This is a genomic window from Abditibacteriota bacterium, from assembly GCA_017552965.1.
In the GTDB taxonomy this organism is placed as follows: domain Bacteria; phylum Armatimonadota; class UBA5829; order UBA5829; family UBA5829; genus RGIG7931.
This window is the reverse complement of record JAFZNQ010000101.1, coordinates 1-17,860: the sequence shown is the minus strand read 5'-3', so window position 1 is coordinate 17,860 and position 17,860 is coordinate 1. Positions and strand designations below refer to the sequence as shown.

The window sequence follows — 17,860 nt, the reverse complement described above, 5'->3', positions numbered from 1 at the left end:
GTCCCAGATCATTAGCGAGGTGTCAAGGTATGATTTATCCCAGCAGCGAGAGCATGAGAAAGGTGGGAAGCAAGTACAAGCTGGTGCTGATGGCGGCCCAGAGATCGAAGCAGATCAAGGCCGGCATGAAGCCCCTCATAGAGACCGAGTCCACCAATCCTCTCACCATTGCCTTTGAGGAGATAGCGGCGGGCGAAGTGTTCGGCGAGACTCCCGATATAGATGAGATCGATACCCAGGTCCTGGAGGACATAGCCAGGAACGAGGAGACCGAAGAGACCGAAGAGACCAAGCGGCAGGAAGGAGCCGAGGGCGAATACGAAGCGGAAGCCAAGGAAGGCTCCGACAGCGAATACCTGGAGCAGTCCCAGGACACGGAAGAGCAGGAAGATGCGGGCGCCGAAGAGGAGACCAGCTTTACCGACCTGTTCTGATAGGCAAAAACAAGGGAGCAGAGCCTGAGCTCTGCTCTTTTTTTGTGTCCGGAGGAGAGGGTCTTTCTTTGACTTGCAGGCCGTATTTTGGTATAATATATTATGAATATTACGCATCGATAACATGGGATCATGGCAGACAATCAGGATTATTACGAGCTCCTGGGCGTGTCCAGGGACGCTACCAAGGACGATATCAAAAAGGCCTTCCGCAGGATGGCCCGCAAATACCATCCCGACATCAATCACGAGGAAGGCGCCGAGGAGAAATTCAAGCAGATAAACAAGGCCCACGAGGTGCTGACGGACGACAGACAGCGCAGCATCTACGATCGCTACGGCGAAGCCGGTCTGGAGGGCGGACCTCAGGGCGGCGGAGCCGGCGGCTTTACCTTTGAAGGCGATCTGGGCGACCTCTTCGGCAACTTTGGCTTTGGAGATATCTTCGGAGGAGGCGCCCGCAGGTCCCGCCGCACGGGTCCCCTGCAGGGGGCCGATCAGGAGCTGCAGGTGCGGATCTCTCTGCAGGAGGCAGCCACGGGCTGCGAGAGAGAGATAGAGTATCCCCGCAGCGTCACCTGCGACAGCTGCAAGGGCACCGGCTCCGAGAACGGCGCTGCCCCGGCGGAATGTCCCGTGTGTCACGGCACCGGGCAGGTGCGCCGGACCGTGAACAGCATCTTCGGCACCACCGTGCAGGTGACCACCTGTCAGAACTGCGGCGGCGAGGGCGCCGTGATCACGGATCCATGCAAGACCTGTCACGGACACAAGAGGGTGCGCAGGACCGAGCGCAAGACAGTGACTATCCCCGCCGGCATTGACGACGATCAGCGCATGCGCATAGCCGGCGCCGGCGACGACGGCCTCAACGGAGGCCCCGCCGGCGATCTCTACGTGGCGGTGCGGCTGGAGGAGGACCCGGATTTCGTCCGCAGAGGCCAGGACCTCTATATGGAGACCGAGGTGTCCTTTGCGGCGGCTGCTCTGGGGACCAAAATACCCGTGCCCACCATCTACGGCGAGGACGCGGAGCTGGAGATCAAGCCGGGCACCCAGCCCGGACAGGTGTATGAGATGAAGGGGCAGGGCATGCCCCAGCTGAGAACGGGCATAAGAGGCTCCATGTTCGTGAGAGTGGGAGTCGCTGTGCCCCGGAGCCTTTCCGCAGAGCAGCGGGAGGCCCTGCTGGCCTATTCGCAGGCCATGGGCGAGACCCTTGAGCCCGCTCCTCACAAGGACACCATCACCGACAAGCTCTTCGGCAAGAAGAGAGGGGGCCGCAAAAAGAAATGAAGTGGGCCAGAGTCTCCATCAATACCTCCAGAGAATACGTGAACGCCCTGTCCCGGGTGTTCGCTGAGGCGGGCATTGGCGGCGTGCTGGAGGAGGTGAACAAGGGCGACGGCTTTGCCACCGTGACCCTGACCGCCTACATACGCTGCGACGACCAGTATCCGGACAAGCTGCGGAAGCTGGAAGCCCATGTGAAGGCCTTTGAGCTGCTGGGCATCGCTCTGCCCTCCGCCGAGCTCACCACCGAGCTCATAGAGGAAGAAAACTGGGCCGACAGCTGGAAAAAGTATTACAAGCCCTTCAGGCTGGGCCGGTTCGTCATCAAGCCGGGCTGGGAGGACTACGACCCCGCAGACGGCGAGATAGTGCTGGAGCTGGATCCCGGCATGGCCTTCGGCACCGGACAGCATCCCACCACGGCTCTGTGTCTGGGCGCCCTGGAGGACTACTTGAAGCCCGGGGACACGGTGATAGACGCGGGCACCGGCTCAGGCATACTGTCCATAGCGGCAGACCGGCTGGGGGCCGGAGATATATACGCCTTTGACTGCGATTCGGTGGCGGTGGAGACCGCGGAGGCCAATTTCCGCCGGCTGGGCGTAGAGGCTTCCCTGCAGAGGGCCTTCAACGCCGACCATATCCCGGTCCCGGCGGACCTGACCCTGGCCAACATCATAGCCAAGGTGATCCTCTATATGGCGGATTCGCTGGCGGCGGCCACCCGGCCCGGAGGCATACTGGTGGCCTCGGGTATCATCAATACCCGCTCGCAGGAAGTGCGGGAAGCCCTGGAACAGAGAGGCTTTGAGCTGACGGAGGAGCGCGCCCTGAAGGAATGGGTGTGCCTGATAATGAAAAAACAAAATACCAACGGAGTGATAAATGCAGACAGATAATTTGCCCAAGACCTATGACCCACGGGGAGTGGAGGACAAGTGGTACGCCCGCTGGACCGAGGCCGGATACTTTCACGCCGAGCCCGATCCTTCGAGGCCCCGTTATTCCATCACCATCCCGCCTCCCAACGTGACAGGCAGTCTCCACATAGGCCACGCTCTGTGCTATTCCATACACGACGTGCTGATCCGCTGGAAGCGTATGCAGGGCTACAACACCCTGTGTCTGCCCGGCACGGACCACGCCGGCATAGCCACCCAGAAAAAGGTGGCGGACAAGCTGGCCAGGGAAGGCATCGACAGGCTGGCCATAGGCAGAGAGGCCTTTTTGGAGAAGACCTGGGAGTGGAAGAACGAATACGGCGGGCAGATCATACGCCAGTTCAAAAAGCTGGGCTTTTCCTTTGACTGGGAGAGAGAGCGCTTCACCATGGACAAGGGCTACGCAGACGCGGTGCTGGAGACCTTTGTCCGCCTGTTCGACAAGGGCTATATCTACAAGGGAGCCAGAGTCATCAACTGGTGCCCCCGCTGCGCCTCCGCCATATCCGACCTGGAGGTGGAATACGAGGAGCAGGCCGGGCATTTCTGGCATTACAGATATCCTCTGGAGGACGGCTCCGGCTTCGTGACCATAGCCACCACCCGCCCCGAGACCATGCTGGGCGATACGGCTGTGGCAGTCAACTCCCATGACGAGCGCTACAAGGATCTGGTGGGCAAGAATCTGATCCTGCCCCTGATGGACCGGGTGATACCCATCGTGGCGGACGACTACGTGGATATGGAATTCGGGACGGGCTGCGTGAAGATCACCCCCGCCCACGACCCCAACGACTTTGAGCTGGGCCTCAGGCACAATCTGCCCCAGATCACCGTCATAGCCCCCGACGGCAGGATGACCGACGTGTGCGGCAAATACGCGGGCATGGACCGCTACGAGGCCAGAGAGGCCATAGTGGCCGACCTGCAGGCCCTGGGGCTCATGGACAAGATAGAGGACTACACCCATCAGGTGGGCACCTGCCAGCGCTGCGGCACCACTATCGAGCCTCTGCTGAGCGAGCAGTGGTTCTGCAGGATGAAGGAGCTGGCCGCCCCCGCCATAGAGGCTGTGAAGTCCGGCCGGATCACCTTCTGGCCCAAGCGCTATGAAAAGGGCTATATAGAATGGCTGGAAAACGTGAGAGACTGGTGCATCAGCCGTCAGCTCTGGTGGGGCCACAGGATCCCCGTGTACAAGTGCTCGGCCTGCGGCCGCTTCATCGCCAGCAAGACTCCCGTGGACGCCTGCCCCGACTGCGGCGGCCCCGTGGAGCAGGAGACCGACGTGCTGGATACCTGGTTCTCCTCGGCTCTCTGGCCCTTTGCCACGCTGGGCTGGCCGGAAATGACCGAAGAGCTGCGGTATTTCTTCCCCACCGACGTGCTCATCACCGCCAGGGACATCATCAATCTGTGGGTGGCCCGCATGATCTTTTCCTCCCTGGAATATATGGGCGACGTGCCCTTCAGGGACGTGTATATCTACGCCACGGTCCAGGACGAAAAGGGCAGGCGTATGTCCAAGAGCCTGGGCACCGGAGTGGACCCTCTGGAGATGATAGACCTTTACGGCGCCGACGCCCTGAGGTATTCGCTCATTTCCCAGGCCGGCAAGACCCAGGACATCAGATTTTCCGACAAGAGAGTGGAGATAGTCAGCCGCTTCTGCAACAAGATATGGAACGCCAGCCGCTTCGTGCTCATGAACATAGACGGCTTCAGGGCGGAGGACTGGCCTCTGGTGAAGGACCGGCTGTCCGCCGAGGACAAGTGGATCATCTCCAAGCTCCAGAAGACTGCCCGGACTGCCAACAGCTCCCTCTCCACCTACGATATGGACGACGCTGCCAAGGCCATCCACGACTTCATCTGGAACGACTACTGCGACTGGTATATAGAGCTGAGCAAGGACAGGCTCAGGGGAGAGGACGGCGACGTGGTCAGATGGACTCTGGGCTACGTGCTGGAGGCCTCTCTGAGACTGCTGCATCCCGTGATGCCCTTTATCACAGAGGAGATATGGCAGCACCTGAGCTCCGAGGAGGGCGCCAGCATCATGCTGCAGCCCTATCCTCAGGCGGATGACAGCCGCATATTTGAGGAAGCGGAGCAGGAGACCGAGCTGCTGATGGCCATAGTGGGCGCCATCCGGAGCATGCGGCTGCAGCTGGATATCCCCGGCGGCAAGCCCGCCAAAGCCGTGATAGTCACCGGGAAGGACCTGAGCTCCATGAAGGACAAGATCATGTTCCTGGGCAGGCTGGAGAGCCTGGATACCCCGGAGACCGTCACACCGGAGGAAAAGGCAGCCTATGCCGGGACCCATCTCCCGGGTGTGGACGTGTATATAGACCCTCAGGGTCTCAGGGACAGCGGCAAGGAAAAGGACAAGATCACCAAAGAGCTGGCCTCTATCGAGAAGGACCTGGCCAGGAGTCAGGGCAAGCTGTCCAATCAGGGCTTTTTGGCCAAGGCCCCTCAGGAGGTCATAGACAAGCAAAAGGCTCTGGTCAGCGAGCTCACCGACAAAAAGGCAAAGCTCCTGGAAAGACTGGCGCTGCTGTCCTGAGCGGTTGCCCAAAGGAGACGTATATGAAAAAAAGGATCATCGCATCGGTCGTTTGTCTGTCGCTCTTCATATCCGTGGCGGCGGCGTCCCTGTGCGCCGGCTTCAATCTGGGGTCGCTGCTGGGGGGCATAGCCGTGGGCGTGCTGGTGGACAGCTACGGAGGGCAGATCAACAGCTTTCTCAATCACCTGCTGAACGAGAATCAGCTGGATACCAAATCCGCCACCAAGGTGGTGATCATCCTCAGCCTGGGCGACGGCAAGGAGATCGGTATGGCCCAGGTGACCGGCGACAAGGAACGGGTGGACAAGGTGAAGGCCGTGGTCCAGCTGGAGAGCAACAAGACCTTTGGCACCCCTCTGAGAATGAGAGGCCTGGTGCCCGTGGACAAAAAGAGCGTAAAGGGAGCCTCCCGCGTGGAAGGCGTGGGCGTCTCCGCTATAATAGACATTCGATTGTAGGAGAGAGCTATGGACGAAATGAATGAGATGACCCCGCAGGAAGCTGCCGTGGAGGAGACCGCCGAGCCCCAGGCCCCGGAGATCGAAAAGGACGCCAACGGCATCATGGTGCTGATGTATGACGAAGAGCAGCGCCGGGTGGACAACGTGTATGACGACGGAGAGCTGAACGCCTCCAACGTGCTGATACTGGTGAAGAATTCCAGATATCACATAGACGGCCTGCTGGAAAACAGAGGCAGCGACATACTGCGCAACGTGACTATTGTCTGGAACATCTATTACAAGCTGAGAGGGCAACTGTATCTGGCAGAGAACATCTACAACAAGATAGACTTCATGCTGCCCGGCGACGTGTGGAGATTCCGCACCGAGGAATTCGTATCCTCGGCCGGCGCCAACCCCATCGCCTGTAAGCTGGTGACGGTGCTGAGAGACAAATAGTGGACAGAGAGAAGCTCTCGGACATCATAGACGGCATCATCAGCGGCCGGGTGTCCCGGGACGAAGCTCTGGAGACTCTGGGCAATATAGACTATGAGGATCTGGGCTTTGCCCGTCTGGACCACCACAGGGCTCTGAGGACCGGCGTGCCCGAGGTGATTTTCTGCCAGGGCAAGAGCGACGAGCATATCGCCGCCATTTTTGCTCGTCTGGCCGACACGGAAAAGCTGGTGATAGGCACCCGCCTTTCCGAAGAGGTCTATGTCCGCATCAGGGACCGGCTGCCGGAGCATGAGTATTCTCCGGAGGCCCGGCTGGTGTGGCGGGGCTCCGCTCCCCGGGTCCCGGGGGGCCGGGTGTCCGTCCTCTCCGCAGGCACGGCGGACATCCCCGTGGCCAAAGAGGCCGCGCTGGTGTGCAGCCTGCTGGGCAGCGAGGTCAGGACCTTCTTTGACGTGGGGATCGCCGGTCTGCACCGCCTGCTGGCAGTGCTGCCGGAGATAAGGGGCTCTTCGTGTATAGTGGCCGCCGCCGGCATGGAAGGCGCTCTTCCCGGAGCGGTGGCGGGACTGGTGGAGTGCCCCGTCATAGCCCTACCCGTGAGCGTGGGCTACGGAGTCTCCTTCGGAGGAGTGTCGGCCCTCATCACCATGCTCAACAGCTGCGCCGCAGGGCTGTGCGTGGTGAACATAGACAACGGATTCGGAGCGGGCTATCTGGCCCACAAGATCAATACAGCGAACATGACAAAGGACCTATGATCCCGGTATGAGGACTCAACAGATACATCACGACAACAGTCATGACTCGGACGCTTTTGACGTCTATACCGACAAAATATACGGCTACATACTCAATCTGGCAGCCGTAGGGATGCTGTGCTCGGGGATATTCTATACCTCCGAGTATTTTGCCGGCAATCTGGCCCACATCTCCTTTGGCCGTGTGCTGCTGCTGGATGCGTTTGACATCCTGCTGGTGATCCTGGCCGGATGCGCGTCCCGGTCCTGGCGGGCCAAACGCGCCGCCGGCGCCTATCCCACTGCCTTTCTGAGGACCACCAAGCTGATCTTGTGCCTGCTGCTGTGCCTCCACTGGAACTATATAGCCTACTCCTTCCCCAGCAGGGAGCTGTGGGGCTTTACCCCTTATTACGTGCTGCTGACCTTGCTGTTCTTTGACTACAGGGTCATGGACTTTTTGTGCACCCTGATGGCGGCGTCTATCGTCGTATCCTTTATGCACAACAGAGTGCTGCTGTATCCCGCCCAGGAAGCCGACTTTATAGTCAGCGTGGCTCTGAGGGTGGTGTGCATCCTGCTGACCTTCCTGCTGCTCCACGTGCTGGCCTATCTGGGCAACAAGATGCTGGTGAGAGCTCTGGAGGAGGCGGTGGAAAAGGATCCCCTGACCGGCCTGCTGAACCGGCGCCGCATGGACCTGTATCAAAAGAAATATTATGACAACGCCGTGAGCCACGGCGCGAGCCTGTCCATGGCCGTCATAGACATAGACAACTTCAAGCAGATCAATGATACCTACACCCACAAGAGCGGCGACTATGTGCTGAAGACTGTGGCGGGCATCATCAGGATCAATTGCGGGGAAGGCGAGCTGGCGTTCCGCTGGGGCGGCGAAGAGATGCTGATACTCTCCTCCGGCTCTAAGGAGGAGCTGATGGCGAGATGCGAGCATATACGCCGGGAGATAGAGGACGCCGAGATGCAGCTGGTGGAGGGAGAGCCTCCCGTAAAGGTGACGGTCACCGCCGGATTGGCGGCCTATAAGGAAGGGATGTCCCTGAGCGAGGTGTTTTTGCTGGCCGACGAGAATATGTACGTAGGCAAACGGGGCACCAAGAACGTGGTGGTCGGCTGATATGCCGCCCCGAAGGAGTGATATGATAATACGAATACTGTTCTGCGCTGCGCTCATATTTTGCGCTGCTCTGTGCTACGGTGTGAGCGTCACCGATTTCGGCGCCCTGCCTGACGGCTCTGCCGACGCTTCCGACGCCTTCAACGCGGCCGTCCTGGCGGCTGCGGAAGAGGGGGACAACACCCGTCTGGTGACTGTGCCGGCCGGCAAATATCTCATAGACAAGCCCGTGCAGCTGACTATCGGCACTGTGCTGAAGGGAGACGGCAGAAAGAACACCACCATCATTATCAAGAGGCACGACTTCGTCCCCTTTACCTTTGGCCACGCCGTGCGGGTGGAGGGCATGCTGTTTACGTATCCCAACAATCAGGAGACCGTGAAGCCCCACAAGGCGGAGCCCACTTTGCTGCTGACGGGCATCAACCCCGAGGTGGTGGACGTGGCCTTTGACGGCAGCTGGACCTGCATCTCCACTCCCGAGGGGGTGGAGACCAACGCCGGCGGCGGTCTGTTCAGAGACATAGGCGGCTGGAGCCATTACAGAGGCATAGTCATATCCGGCGCCAAGGATATCAACAAGTTTGAAAACATACACTGGTTCGTGGGGGGCAGCTCTGTGTCGGGTGACGCCTTTTATGCCAAGAACCGGGTGTGCTTTGACTTTGGCAACGTGGACGGGGTGATGATGGACCACTGCTTCGTCATACTGGCCAAGACCTTTTTCCAGCAGCGGGAGCATTTCACCGACGGAGAGGGCAACAAGGCCGTCACCGGCTGTCTGCCCCATATGATCAGCAACTGCTGGTGCGAGCACGTGAAGAACGGCTACGTCTTTCAGGGAGGCTCCTGCGGAGTGGTCATGGACGGCTGTCAGGTGCTCATCAACGCCGGCGGAAGAGGTATAGACATTTCCCCTCAGGCCCTTCATTACAACGCTACGGTCACCAACACTCAGGTGAGGGGAGTGGGCGGGTCCATCGAGGGCTTGTATTACAATCCCGGCGCCAACCACCCCTGGACCCGTCTGTCCGTCAACGGCCTGCAGGTCGCGGAGGGAGACCCCTGCGTGAAGCTGGGCGCCAACGCCTACAACTTCAATATGTCCGACAGCCATCTCCTGGGCAAGGGCGGCCTCTGGGTGGAGAAGGGGGCCGACAAGCTGATCATCCATGACAACATCATAGACTACTGGCCCGGCGGCTACAGCATCAAGAATCCCAACAAGCCTTCCGGCACGGTGATATTCAGAGACAACATAGAGCACAAGCTCTGAGACAAATAGGAGGATTATATGAAGAGATCATTGCGCGCAGTCCTGGCCGTCCTTGCGGTGTGTACCCTGAGCGGAGCCGTCTTTGGCCTGAGCGTCATAGACAGGCCCATTGACAGCGCCCTGTCCAGCCTGTTTGACCCCATAGCCAAATCCCTGGGTCTGTCCTCGGACAAGGTGAAGCTCCTGGAAAACGGCGACTCCTGGACCAATATCATCTGCGATGACGCGGGCAGCTACAAGGCCTGCGACATCTACACTGTCACCAACACGAAGAAGACGTCTCCCGAGGGAGTGGAGGTGACCCGCATGATACGCAAGCAGGCTCCCATGACCGCCGACGGCAAGTCCGGAGAGTTCAGATCCTTTGACGTATGGTTCTTGCAGAAAAACGACGGCACCCTGTATTTTTACGCCGACAACATTCCTGCCGCCGACGTCATGGACCCCACCTGCGGAGTCATCTATGACAAGGCTGCTCTGGGCGAGCCCAGGTGGTACCAGAGACCTCTGGAATTTTTGCCCGGCAAGCTGAAGAAGGGCCGCAAGTGGGAATTCGTCTCCCCTGCGGGAGTCAAATACGCCTGCATTGTGGAAAAGACAGCCAAGATCTCTTCTGCCGACGACAGAAAGCTGGACACCTGGCTGGTGAGATATGAGACCGAGAAGGGCAAGACCGTGTATCGCTGGGTGGCCCCTCAGATCGGCTTTTACCTCCGCAGCTGCTACACCGCAGACTCCGACGCTCCGCACCTCTCCATCATCTCGGATCTGCTGATCCCCATGAAATAGAAGACAGGCCGGCGACTGCTGCCGGCCGATGAATACGCTCCGACAGCCCCGCTCCGGCGGGGCTTTTTGGCGCCGGGGAAAGGCTCCGGGGCCATTCGCCATAGAACAAGGTCATTTTTCGGGTAAAAAATGCCCTGCGGGTGTTGACAAGCCCTTCGGAAAGAGGTATAATAATATTTGCCGGCGCGTTGGCGCAGGCGGTCTGGAACCGGCCGAAAGTTTTTTCGGGCCAAGGCTTGACAAGCCCGGCGGTCTTTTGCTATAATAAGTTATGCCGGAGAGCCGCGGCTCTTGTGAAAAGCGCTTTGCTTATTGGACAATCACATCAAACTCCTTGACAAACTCTCTTGTTTTTGTTACAATAAGTATGTCGGCTGGGGTATGCACGATTAGCTCAGTTGGTAGAGCAGTAGACTCTTAATCTATTGGTCCGGGGTTCGAGTCCCCGATCGTGTACCAACCACCCTTTAGGGCGAGTGGTGGAATGGCAGACACGCTAGTTTTAGGAACTAGTACCTTACGGTGTGAGAGTTCGACTCTCTCTTCGCCCACCAAGTATGCGGGAGTAGCTCAGTGGTAGAGCGCCACCTTGCCAAGGTGGATGTCGCGGGTTCAAGTCCCGTCTCCCGCTCCACCAAAGGATATGGAGCCTTTTCCATATCCTTTATTTTTGCGAAAAAGTCTCATCGAGAGGATATATATGAAAGTAATAAATACCGAGCAGGTCAACGCCTGTATGACAGTCTATGAGGTAGAGATCGAAAAGAGCGAGTTTGACAAGGCTCTCAACGCCGCATATAAGGACATCAGCAAGGAGATCCGGCTGGACGGCTTCCGCAAGGGCAAGGCTCCCAGAGCTCTCCTGGAAAAGATCTACGCAGTGGATCAGGATCCCGTTCCCGGCATGGCGGCAGAGCATTTTGTCAAGGACAACTTTGACGCCGTCAAGGCTCTCTTTGAAAAGGAGCCCTACGCTCAGGTGAGTTATGACGTGGAATCCTCCGATATTGCCTCTGCCGGCATCATCACCATCAAGTTCAGCGTTCCCGGCGAGCCCGTGGTGGAGCTGGGAGCCTACAAGGGCCTGGAGGTGGACAGATACACCAAGACCGTCACCGACGACGAGGTGCAGAGCGAGATAGACAATCTGGTAGCCCGTCAGACCCGGGTGGAGCCCGTGCTGGACAGACCCATAGCCGAGGACGACACCGTGTTCGTGGAGTTCCTCAACAAAGAGGACGAGACCAAAAACTCCACCGAGAGCTTTGTCACCGACGGCAAGATACCTGCCAATGACGAAGTGCTGAAGGGCATGGAGATAGGCGACACCAGGGACGGAGCAGTGCTCTCCTTTGACGAGGACTACTACAACAAGGAGCTGGCAGGCACCACCGGTACCTTTGACATCCGCATCAAGACCGTGTATCACACCAACAAGCCCGAAGTCACCGACGAATGGGTGGCCGAGACCTTCAAGGACGCTCCCTTTGACGAAAAGCCCGACACCGTGGACAAGATGAAGGAGCTCATGCGGACCAACATGCAGAAGCAGCTGGACAGCCAGTTCGAGAACATGTTCCACACCGCCCTCATAGACAAGGTGGTGGAGAATGCGTCCATAGAATATCCCGAGGCCATGCTGGAGCCCCGCATCGAGCAGCGCTTCAGAGGCTTCAGCGACTATCTCAAGCAGCAGAACATGAAGGTGGACGACTACATGAAGATGTATCAGCTCACCCCCGAGATGATGTACGAGGAGTTCAAGAACACCGAGGACGTCAATCTGAAGCGTTCTCTCGCCGCCGGCAGGATAGTGGAGACCGAGAAGCTGGAGCCCACCGAGGAAGAGATCAACGAGGCCATCGGCAAGAAGGCCGAGGAGCGCAAGTCCACCTTTGAGGCCTTCAAGGAGATGTGCGACAAGAACGAGTTCATGCTCAACATGATCAAGGACGAGCTGGTGAACGAAAAGTTCGTCAGATTCCTCTCCGACAACGCCGTGGTCACCGAGAAGGACTGGGACGCCTATCAGGCCGAAAAGGCCGCCGAGGAAGCCGCCGCTGCGGCAGCCGAGGGAGACAAGGCGGAGGACGACAAGGCCGCAGAAGAGCAGGCTTAGCAAGCATATGGGACGGGGATCCGGCCGCGACAGCGGGGGATCCCCTCGTTTTTTGCCGGGGCGCCGCCGCTTTTGCATAAACCGGCGCCCTTGTGTTATAATATATATGACGATAAAAAGGAGTATTTACCTATGTACAACGTTCCCTATGTCATAGAGCAGACAGGGCAGGGCGAAAGGTCCTATGATATATATTCCCGTCTCCTGAAGGACAGGATCATCATGCTGTCGGGAGAGATATTCGACGAGATGGCCAACGCCGTCATCGCCCAGATGCTGTTTTTGGAAAAGGAAGATCCCGACCGGGATATAGAGATATATATCAACAGCCCCGGCGGCTCCGTCATCAGCGGGCTGGCCATATATGACACCATGCAGCTCATCAAGTGCGACGTGTCCACCATCTGCGTGGGCAGCAGCATGAGCATGGGCGCCGTGCTCCTGAGCTCCGGAGCCAGAGGCAAGCGTTCCGCTCTGCCCAACTCCAGGATCATGATCCACCAGGGCTCCGCCGGCTTTGAGGGCACCCCCTCGGATATAGATATCCAGGCCAGAGAGGTGCTGCGCTACAGAGAAGTGCTGGCCGGCATCCTGGCAGGGAACTCCGGCAAGTCCGTGAAGCAGGTAATGAAGGACATAGACCGCGACTTCTTCATGTCTCCCGAAGAGGCAAAGGAATACGGACTCATCGACAATATCATCACCGGAAAGAAGGAAGCCTGATGCCCAGAAAGCCCAAATTTGAATGCGCCCTTTGCGGCGCCACCCCCAAGGAGATAGGCTCTTTCTTTTTTGTGCAGGGTGAGATCTGGTGCGAGGACTGCTACGGCGAGTTTCAGACTCACGTGCACGGGCCTTTTTCCACTCCTCAGGTGGAGGCTGCTCTCCAGGGCAAGCCTATTCCCGACGACACGGTGCCCGATGCCAACGATGACACTCTCATACTGCCTTCACAGATATACGCCGCTCTGGACGAGCACGTGGTGGGGCAGGAAGCCACCAAGCGGATACTGAGCGTAGCCGTGTACAACCACTACAAGCGCATCCTGTCTCTGAGCAAGCGCAAGAAGACCGACGTGGAGATCAAGAAGTCCAACGTGCTGCTCATAGGACCCACCGGCAGCGGCAAGACCCTCTTTGCCGAGTGTCTGGCCAAAGCCCTGAACGTGCCCTTTGCCATAGCCGACGCCACCACCCTTACTCAGGCGGGCTACGTGGGCGAGGACGTGGAAAACATCCTCCTCAGGCTGCTGCAGGCGGCGGATGACGGCGGCAACATCAACAACGTGATCAAAAGGGCCGAGCGGGGCATCATATATATCGACGAGATAGACAAGATATCCCGCAAGGACGAAAATACTTCCATCACCCGGGACGTGTCCGGCGAGGGCGTGCAGCAGGCTCTGCTGAAGATACTGGAGGGCACCGTGGCCAACGTGCCTCCTCAGGGCGGACGCAAGCACCCCATGCAGGAGTTTATCCCCATCAACACGGCCAACATCCTGTTTATATGCGGCGGAGCCTTTGTGGGCATCGAGGACGTGATCCGCAGACGCCTGCATCAGAACGTCATGGGCTTCAATTCCGACAACATAGGCAAGAACGACGACGACTACTCTGAGATCATGACCCACGTGGTGCCCGACGACCTGGTGCACTTCGGGCTGCTGCCCGAGCTCATAGGCCGTCTGCCGGTCATCAGCAGTCTGGACCCTCTGTCTCAGGATGCCTTTGTCAGGATACTCACCGAGCCCAAAAATTCCATAGTCAAGCAATACAAGGCCCTCATGGCTATGGACGGAGTGGACCTGCGCTTCACAGACGGCGCCCTGAGGGCGGTGGCAGACGAGGCCATCCGCCGCAAGACAGGCGCCAGAGCCCTCAGGTCCATACTGGAAAAGGTGATGCTGGACGTGATGTTTGACACTCCGTCCGATCCCGATATCACCAGGATTACCATCACGGAGGACGCCGTCAACGGCGCGGCGGCTCCCGAGATAATAAAAGAAAGCGCGGAGGAAAAAGCTAAGTGAAAGCTGTGATTCTGGCAGCCGGAAGAGGCACCCGCCTGGGCGCCCTCACGGACAACTGCCCCAAGCCTATGATCAAGGTAGCAGGCATACCTCTGGTGGAATACGTCATCAGATGCTGTATGGATGCGGGTATCACCGATTTTGTGCTGGTCACCAAGTATCTGGCCGAGAAGGTCGAGGAATACTTTGGCGACGGCTCCAAATTGGGCATACACATCGACTACGTGGTCCAGGACGACCGCTACGGCACGGGTATAGCTCTCCTTTTGAGTGAAAAGCTGGTAGCCGGCGAAGACATCCTGATGTGCTACGGCGACTGCGTCACCGAGCGCAAGGTGTACAAGGACGCTGTGAAGCAGTTCAACGAATCTCCCGATCTCCTGGCCGTGGAGGTCCTGAACTGGGTGGAAGACCCCTGGCAGGGCAGCGCCATTATGTTCGGCGAGGACAAGCTGGTCACCAAGATGATCGAAAAGCCCCCCAAGGGCACCGTGCCCAGCCACTGGAACAGCGCGGGTATCTTTTGCTTCAAGAACGAGATATTTGACTACTGCAAAAAGATCACTCCCTCGGTCCGGGGCGAATACGAGCTGCCCTCCGCCATCACCGACATCATAGCTGACGGCAAAAAGATAGCCGCCTACTGCATAGAGGGCGAATGGTGCGACATGGGGCGTCCCGAGGATATCCCCGCCGCGGAAGCCATTGTGCGCCGGGGCATGCAGGATTGAATTGTGTCTGTAAATATGTCATAATATAATTGTTATCAAATCATACGGAGAATAAATATGGGTTGCTGCAAATGCATAGACAAGCTGGCGTCCGATACTATCAGATGTCTGGCTATTGACGGTATTGAAAAAGCCAAGTCCGGCCATCCCGGTCTGCCCTTGGGCATGGCTGACGTCGCCTTTACCCTCTACGGAAAGGTGATGAATTATGACAGTAAGAATCCCCGCTGGATCAACCGGGACCGCTTCGTGCTCTCCGGAGGACACGGCTCCATGCTGCTCTACAGCTGTCTCTATCTGGCCGGCTTTGATTATTCCATAGACGACCTCGCCAGCTTCAGACAGTGGGGCTCCAAGTGCGCCGGTCATCCCGAATACGACCCGGACCTGGGCGTGGAGACCACCACCGGCCCTCTGGGACAGGGCATCGCCAACGCCGTGGGTATGGCCATGGCCGAAAAGAGACTGGCCGCCCTGGCCAACAAGCCCGGCTATGACGTCATCAGCCACAAGGTTTACGTGATGTGCGGCGACGGCGACCTCATGGAAGGCATCAGCCACGAGGCCTGCTCCCTGGCCGGCACTCTGGAGCTGGACAACCTGATCATGATATACGATGACAACGGCATCTCCATCGAGGGCGACACCGACATAGCCTTCAAGGAAGACGTGGCGGGCCGCTTTGCCGCCTACGGCTGGGACATCCAGAACATAGACGGCCACAACTATGACGAGATCTCCTCCGCCATAGCCAAGGCTCAGAAGAACACCAAGCCCAGCCTCATCATCGCCAAGACCATCATAGGCAAGGGCGCCCCCAACAAGCAGGGCACTGCCAAGGCCCACGGCGAGCCTCTGGGCGCCGACGAAGCCAAGGCTGCCAAGGAAGGCTTTGGCTTTGATCCCGAGAAGTGCTTCGTGGTCCCCGACAAGGTCAAGGAATACTTTGACGGAGTCAAGGCTGCCAATTCCGACAAATACGCGGCCTGGAAGGCCATGTTCGACGAATACTGCTCCAAGTATCCCGAGGCTGCCGCTCTCCTGAACTCCATGCTCAACAAGGACGTGCCCGAGGATCTCTTTGAGCAGATCATCGCCGCCACCGACACCGAAAAGCCCATCGCTTCCCGCGCTTCCTCCGGCAACGCTCTGCAGGTAGTCAGCAAGCTGGTGCCCGCCGTCTGGGGCGGCTCCGCCGACCTGGCTCCCAGCAACAAGTCGGACATCAAGGGCGGCGGCGACTTTTCCGCCGACGACTACACCGGCAAGAACATACACTTTGGCGTCCGCGAGCTGGCTATGACCGCCATCTGCAACGGTATGGCTGCCTACGGCTCCGTGATACCCTACGACGCCACCTTCATGGTGTTTTCCGACTACATGAAGCCCGCTCTGAGAGTGGCCGCTCTCATGGGTCTCCAGAGAGTATCCATCCTGACTCACGACTCCATATTCGTGGGCGAGGACGGACCCACCCACGAGCCCATCGAGCAGCTGGCCGCTATGAGGATAGTGCCTAACCTGACCGTCATCAGACCTGCCGACGCAGCCGAAGCTGCCGCCGCCTGGACTGCAGCCATGCTGAACAAGAAGGGACCCACCTGCCTGGCTCTTACACGGCAGAACCTGAAGCCCGTCAACGACGATCCTCTGAAGGCCAAGGGCCTTCTGAAGGGCGCCTACGTGGTGTATGACGATCCCGACGCCGAGGCTGTCATCATAGCCTCCGGCTCCGAGGTGGGCATCTCCATCGACGCTGCCAAGGCTCTCAAGGATATGGGACACAGCGTGAGAGTGGTCTCCATGCCTTCCATGGAGCTCTTCGAAGAGCAGTCCGAGGAATACAAGAAGTCCGTCATCCCCTGCGGCCTGAAGAAGATCGCAGTAGAAGCGGGCACCGCCTTCAGCTGGTACAAGTACGTGGGCAAGAAGGGCCTCATCATCGGTATCGATCACTTTGGCGCTTCCGCTCCCTACAGCAAGCTGGCAGAGGAATTCGGCTTCACCGCCGCCAACGTCATCGAAAAGACCAAGGCTTTCCTCGAGAAGCCCTGCTGCTGCAAAAAATAAGTACGTATGAGCATAGCCCTTCGGGGCTATGCCTTTTTTATCCCGAAAATCTGACGATTTCCCCCTGCGGGACCGCCCCTCCGGCAACAGCCGTATATCAAAAAAAGGAGGAGTTTATCATGAGTGATAAATCCAAGGGCGAGTCCCAAAACAACTATAAAAAGGAGCTGATGCAGGATCCTGATTATCTTGCTTATGTGAAGAGGGGCGACTCTGCCGGCGTATATATCGTCCGGAATAAGGTGAAGAATATCTACACCAGAAACAAATGGGTCGATATCCTCGACATTGACGCTGAGGTAAAGGAGTATATCTATTACCAAAAGCGCAGCGCTCGATATGAGCCCTATAAGTATTGGTACGAGGAAAGGCACGATTCTGTCTGGGACGTAAGATTTCTTCAGGCAGAGATCTTTCCGAGGAAAATACATCCCGGGTATCCCAAATACCCTATGTATGCGGGACAGAGCAAGGAAGATTATCAGGAGCAAGTGGACTATATCTGCTGGGAAACAGCCACAAGGGATATAGCCCGTCAAAGAGAAAAGGGCGTAAAGGGTCCCGTGTGGGAAATAGAGGTCGCTCTCTATGACAAGAACGCAGGGAAAACACCCGACAAGCCCGGAGACAAGGTGAATCCCCATTGGGATTACCGGATAGTGTCCGCCAAAAAACTCTGACCTGCTCACAGGTTTGGTCTCGTGAGTAAATCCTGTTTTTCAAACAAGACTTACTCACGGGACAAGGCCCCGAGCCGAGCCCGTCATTTATTCCTTTTTACTTATTATTTCGTATTACTCATCATTCGTCTTTTGACTG

Annotated in this window: 16 protein-coding genes and 3 tRNA genes; all 19 read left to right on the top strand. The window is 57.9% G+C overall.

Annotation, left to right across the window (positions count from 1 at the left end; translation table 11 throughout):
* The first annotated feature begins 29 nt into the window (after window positions 1–29).
* Complete coding sequence (gene rpoZ / locus IK083_08550) at window positions 30–434, top strand: DNA-directed RNA polymerase subunit omega (protein MBR4749600.1); 405 nt, start codon at window positions 30–32, stop codon at window positions 432–434.
* A gap of 132 nt (window positions 435–566) precedes the next feature.
* Window positions 567–1,730 (top strand): molecular chaperone DnaJ, encoded by a 1,164-nt coding sequence (gene dnaJ, locus IK083_08545; GenBank protein MBR4749599.1) that lies wholly within the window; start codon window positions 567–569, stop codon window positions 1,728–1,730.
* Window positions 1,727–2,626, top strand: a complete 900-nt coding sequence (gene prmA / locus IK083_08540; GenBank protein ID MBR4749598.1) for a 50S ribosomal protein L11 methyltransferase — start codon at window positions 1,727–1,729, stop codon at window positions 2,624–2,626. Before dnaJ ends, prmA begins: the two co-directional genes overlap by 4 nt.
* Window positions 2,613–5,240 (top strand): valine--tRNA ligase, encoded by a 2,628-nt coding sequence (locus IK083_08535; protein ID MBR4749597.1) that lies wholly within the window; start codon window positions 2,613–2,615, stop codon window positions 5,238–5,240. The genes prmA and IK083_08535 overlap by 14 nt, the downstream gene beginning before the upstream one ends.
* 23 nt (window positions 5,241–5,263) lie before the next feature.
* Window positions 5,264–5,701 (top strand): hypothetical protein, encoded by a 438-nt coding sequence (locus IK083_08530; protein MBR4749596.1) that lies wholly within the window; start codon window positions 5,264–5,266, stop codon window positions 5,699–5,701.
* 9 nt (window positions 5,702–5,710) lie between these two features.
* Window positions 5,711–6,145 carry a hypothetical protein gene (locus IK083_08525; GenBank protein MBR4749595.1) on the top strand — a complete coding sequence of 145 codons (435 nt, stop codon included), beginning with the start codon at window positions 5,711–5,713 and terminating at the stop codon, window positions 6,143–6,145.
* Window positions 6,145–6,906 (top strand): nickel pincer cofactor biosynthesis protein LarB, encoded by a 762-nt coding sequence (larB, locus tag IK083_08520; protein ID MBR4749594.1) that lies wholly within the window; start codon window positions 6,145–6,147, stop codon window positions 6,904–6,906. The genes IK083_08525 and larB overlap by 1 nt, the downstream gene beginning before the upstream one ends.
* Before the next feature lie 7 nt (window positions 6,907–6,913).
* The gene (locus tag IK083_08515) at window positions 6,914–8,023 is read left to right on the top strand and encodes a GGDEF domain-containing protein (GenBank protein MBR4749593.1); all 1,110 of its coding nucleotides are present in this window, start codon (window positions 6,914–6,916) and stop codon (window positions 8,021–8,023) included.
* A 22-nt stretch (window positions 8,024–8,045) separates the two neighbouring features.
* The gene (locus tag IK083_08510; protein MBR4749592.1) at window positions 8,046–9,299 is read left to right on the top strand and encodes a hypothetical protein; all 1,254 of its coding nucleotides are present in this window, start codon (window positions 8,046–8,048) and stop codon (window positions 9,297–9,299) included.
* Window positions 9,300–9,317: 18 nt separating this feature from the next.
* A complete protein-coding gene (locus IK083_08505; GenBank protein ID MBR4749591.1) occupies window positions 9,318–10,088 on the top strand; it encodes a hypothetical protein in 771 nt (256 codons plus the stop codon).
* Window positions 10,089–10,471: 383 nt separating this feature from the next.
* Window positions 10,472–10,547: transfer RNA gene (locus IK083_08500), tRNA-Lys, on the top strand.
* Window positions 10,548–10,558: 11 nt separating this feature from the next.
* Window positions 10,559–10,642 (top strand) — tRNA-Leu (locus IK083_08495).
* A gap of 5 nt (window positions 10,643–10,647) precedes the next feature.
* A tRNA-Gly gene (locus IK083_08490) sits at window positions 10,648–10,722 on the top strand.
* A 66-nt stretch (window positions 10,723–10,788) separates the two neighbouring features.
* The gene (tig, locus tag IK083_08485) at window positions 10,789–12,207 is read left to right on the top strand and encodes a trigger factor (protein MBR4749590.1); all 1,419 of its coding nucleotides are present in this window, start codon (window positions 10,789–10,791) and stop codon (window positions 12,205–12,207) included.
* Between the two features lie 132 nt (window positions 12,208–12,339).
* Entirely contained in the window at window positions 12,340–12,930 is a 591-nt protein-coding gene (locus tag IK083_08480) for an ATP-dependent Clp protease proteolytic subunit (protein ID MBR4749589.1), read from the top strand.
* Complete coding sequence (gene clpX / locus IK083_08475) at window positions 12,930–14,240, top strand: ATP-dependent Clp protease ATP-binding subunit ClpX (GenBank protein ID MBR4749588.1); 1,311 nt, start codon at window positions 12,930–12,932, stop codon at window positions 14,238–14,240. Before IK083_08480 ends, clpX begins: the two co-directional genes overlap by 1 nt.
* Window positions 14,237–14,971, top strand: a complete 735-nt coding sequence (locus IK083_08470; GenBank protein ID MBR4749587.1) for an NTP transferase domain-containing protein — start codon at window positions 14,237–14,239, stop codon at window positions 14,969–14,971. The genes clpX and IK083_08470 overlap by 4 nt, the downstream gene beginning before the upstream one ends.
* 57 nt (window positions 14,972–15,028) lie before the next feature.
* Window positions 15,029–17,041: a transketolase gene (gene tkt, locus IK083_08465; GenBank protein ID MBR4749586.1), complete on the top strand. Its 2,013-nt coding sequence runs from the start codon at window positions 15,029–15,031 to the stop codon at window positions 17,039–17,041.
* 119 nt (window positions 17,042–17,160) lie between these two features.
* The gene (locus IK083_08460; GenBank protein MBR4749585.1) at window positions 17,161–17,721 is read left to right on the top strand and encodes a hypothetical protein; all 561 of its coding nucleotides are present in this window, start codon (window positions 17,161–17,163) and stop codon (window positions 17,719–17,721) included.
* Window positions 17,722–17,860: the final 139 nt, after the last annotated feature.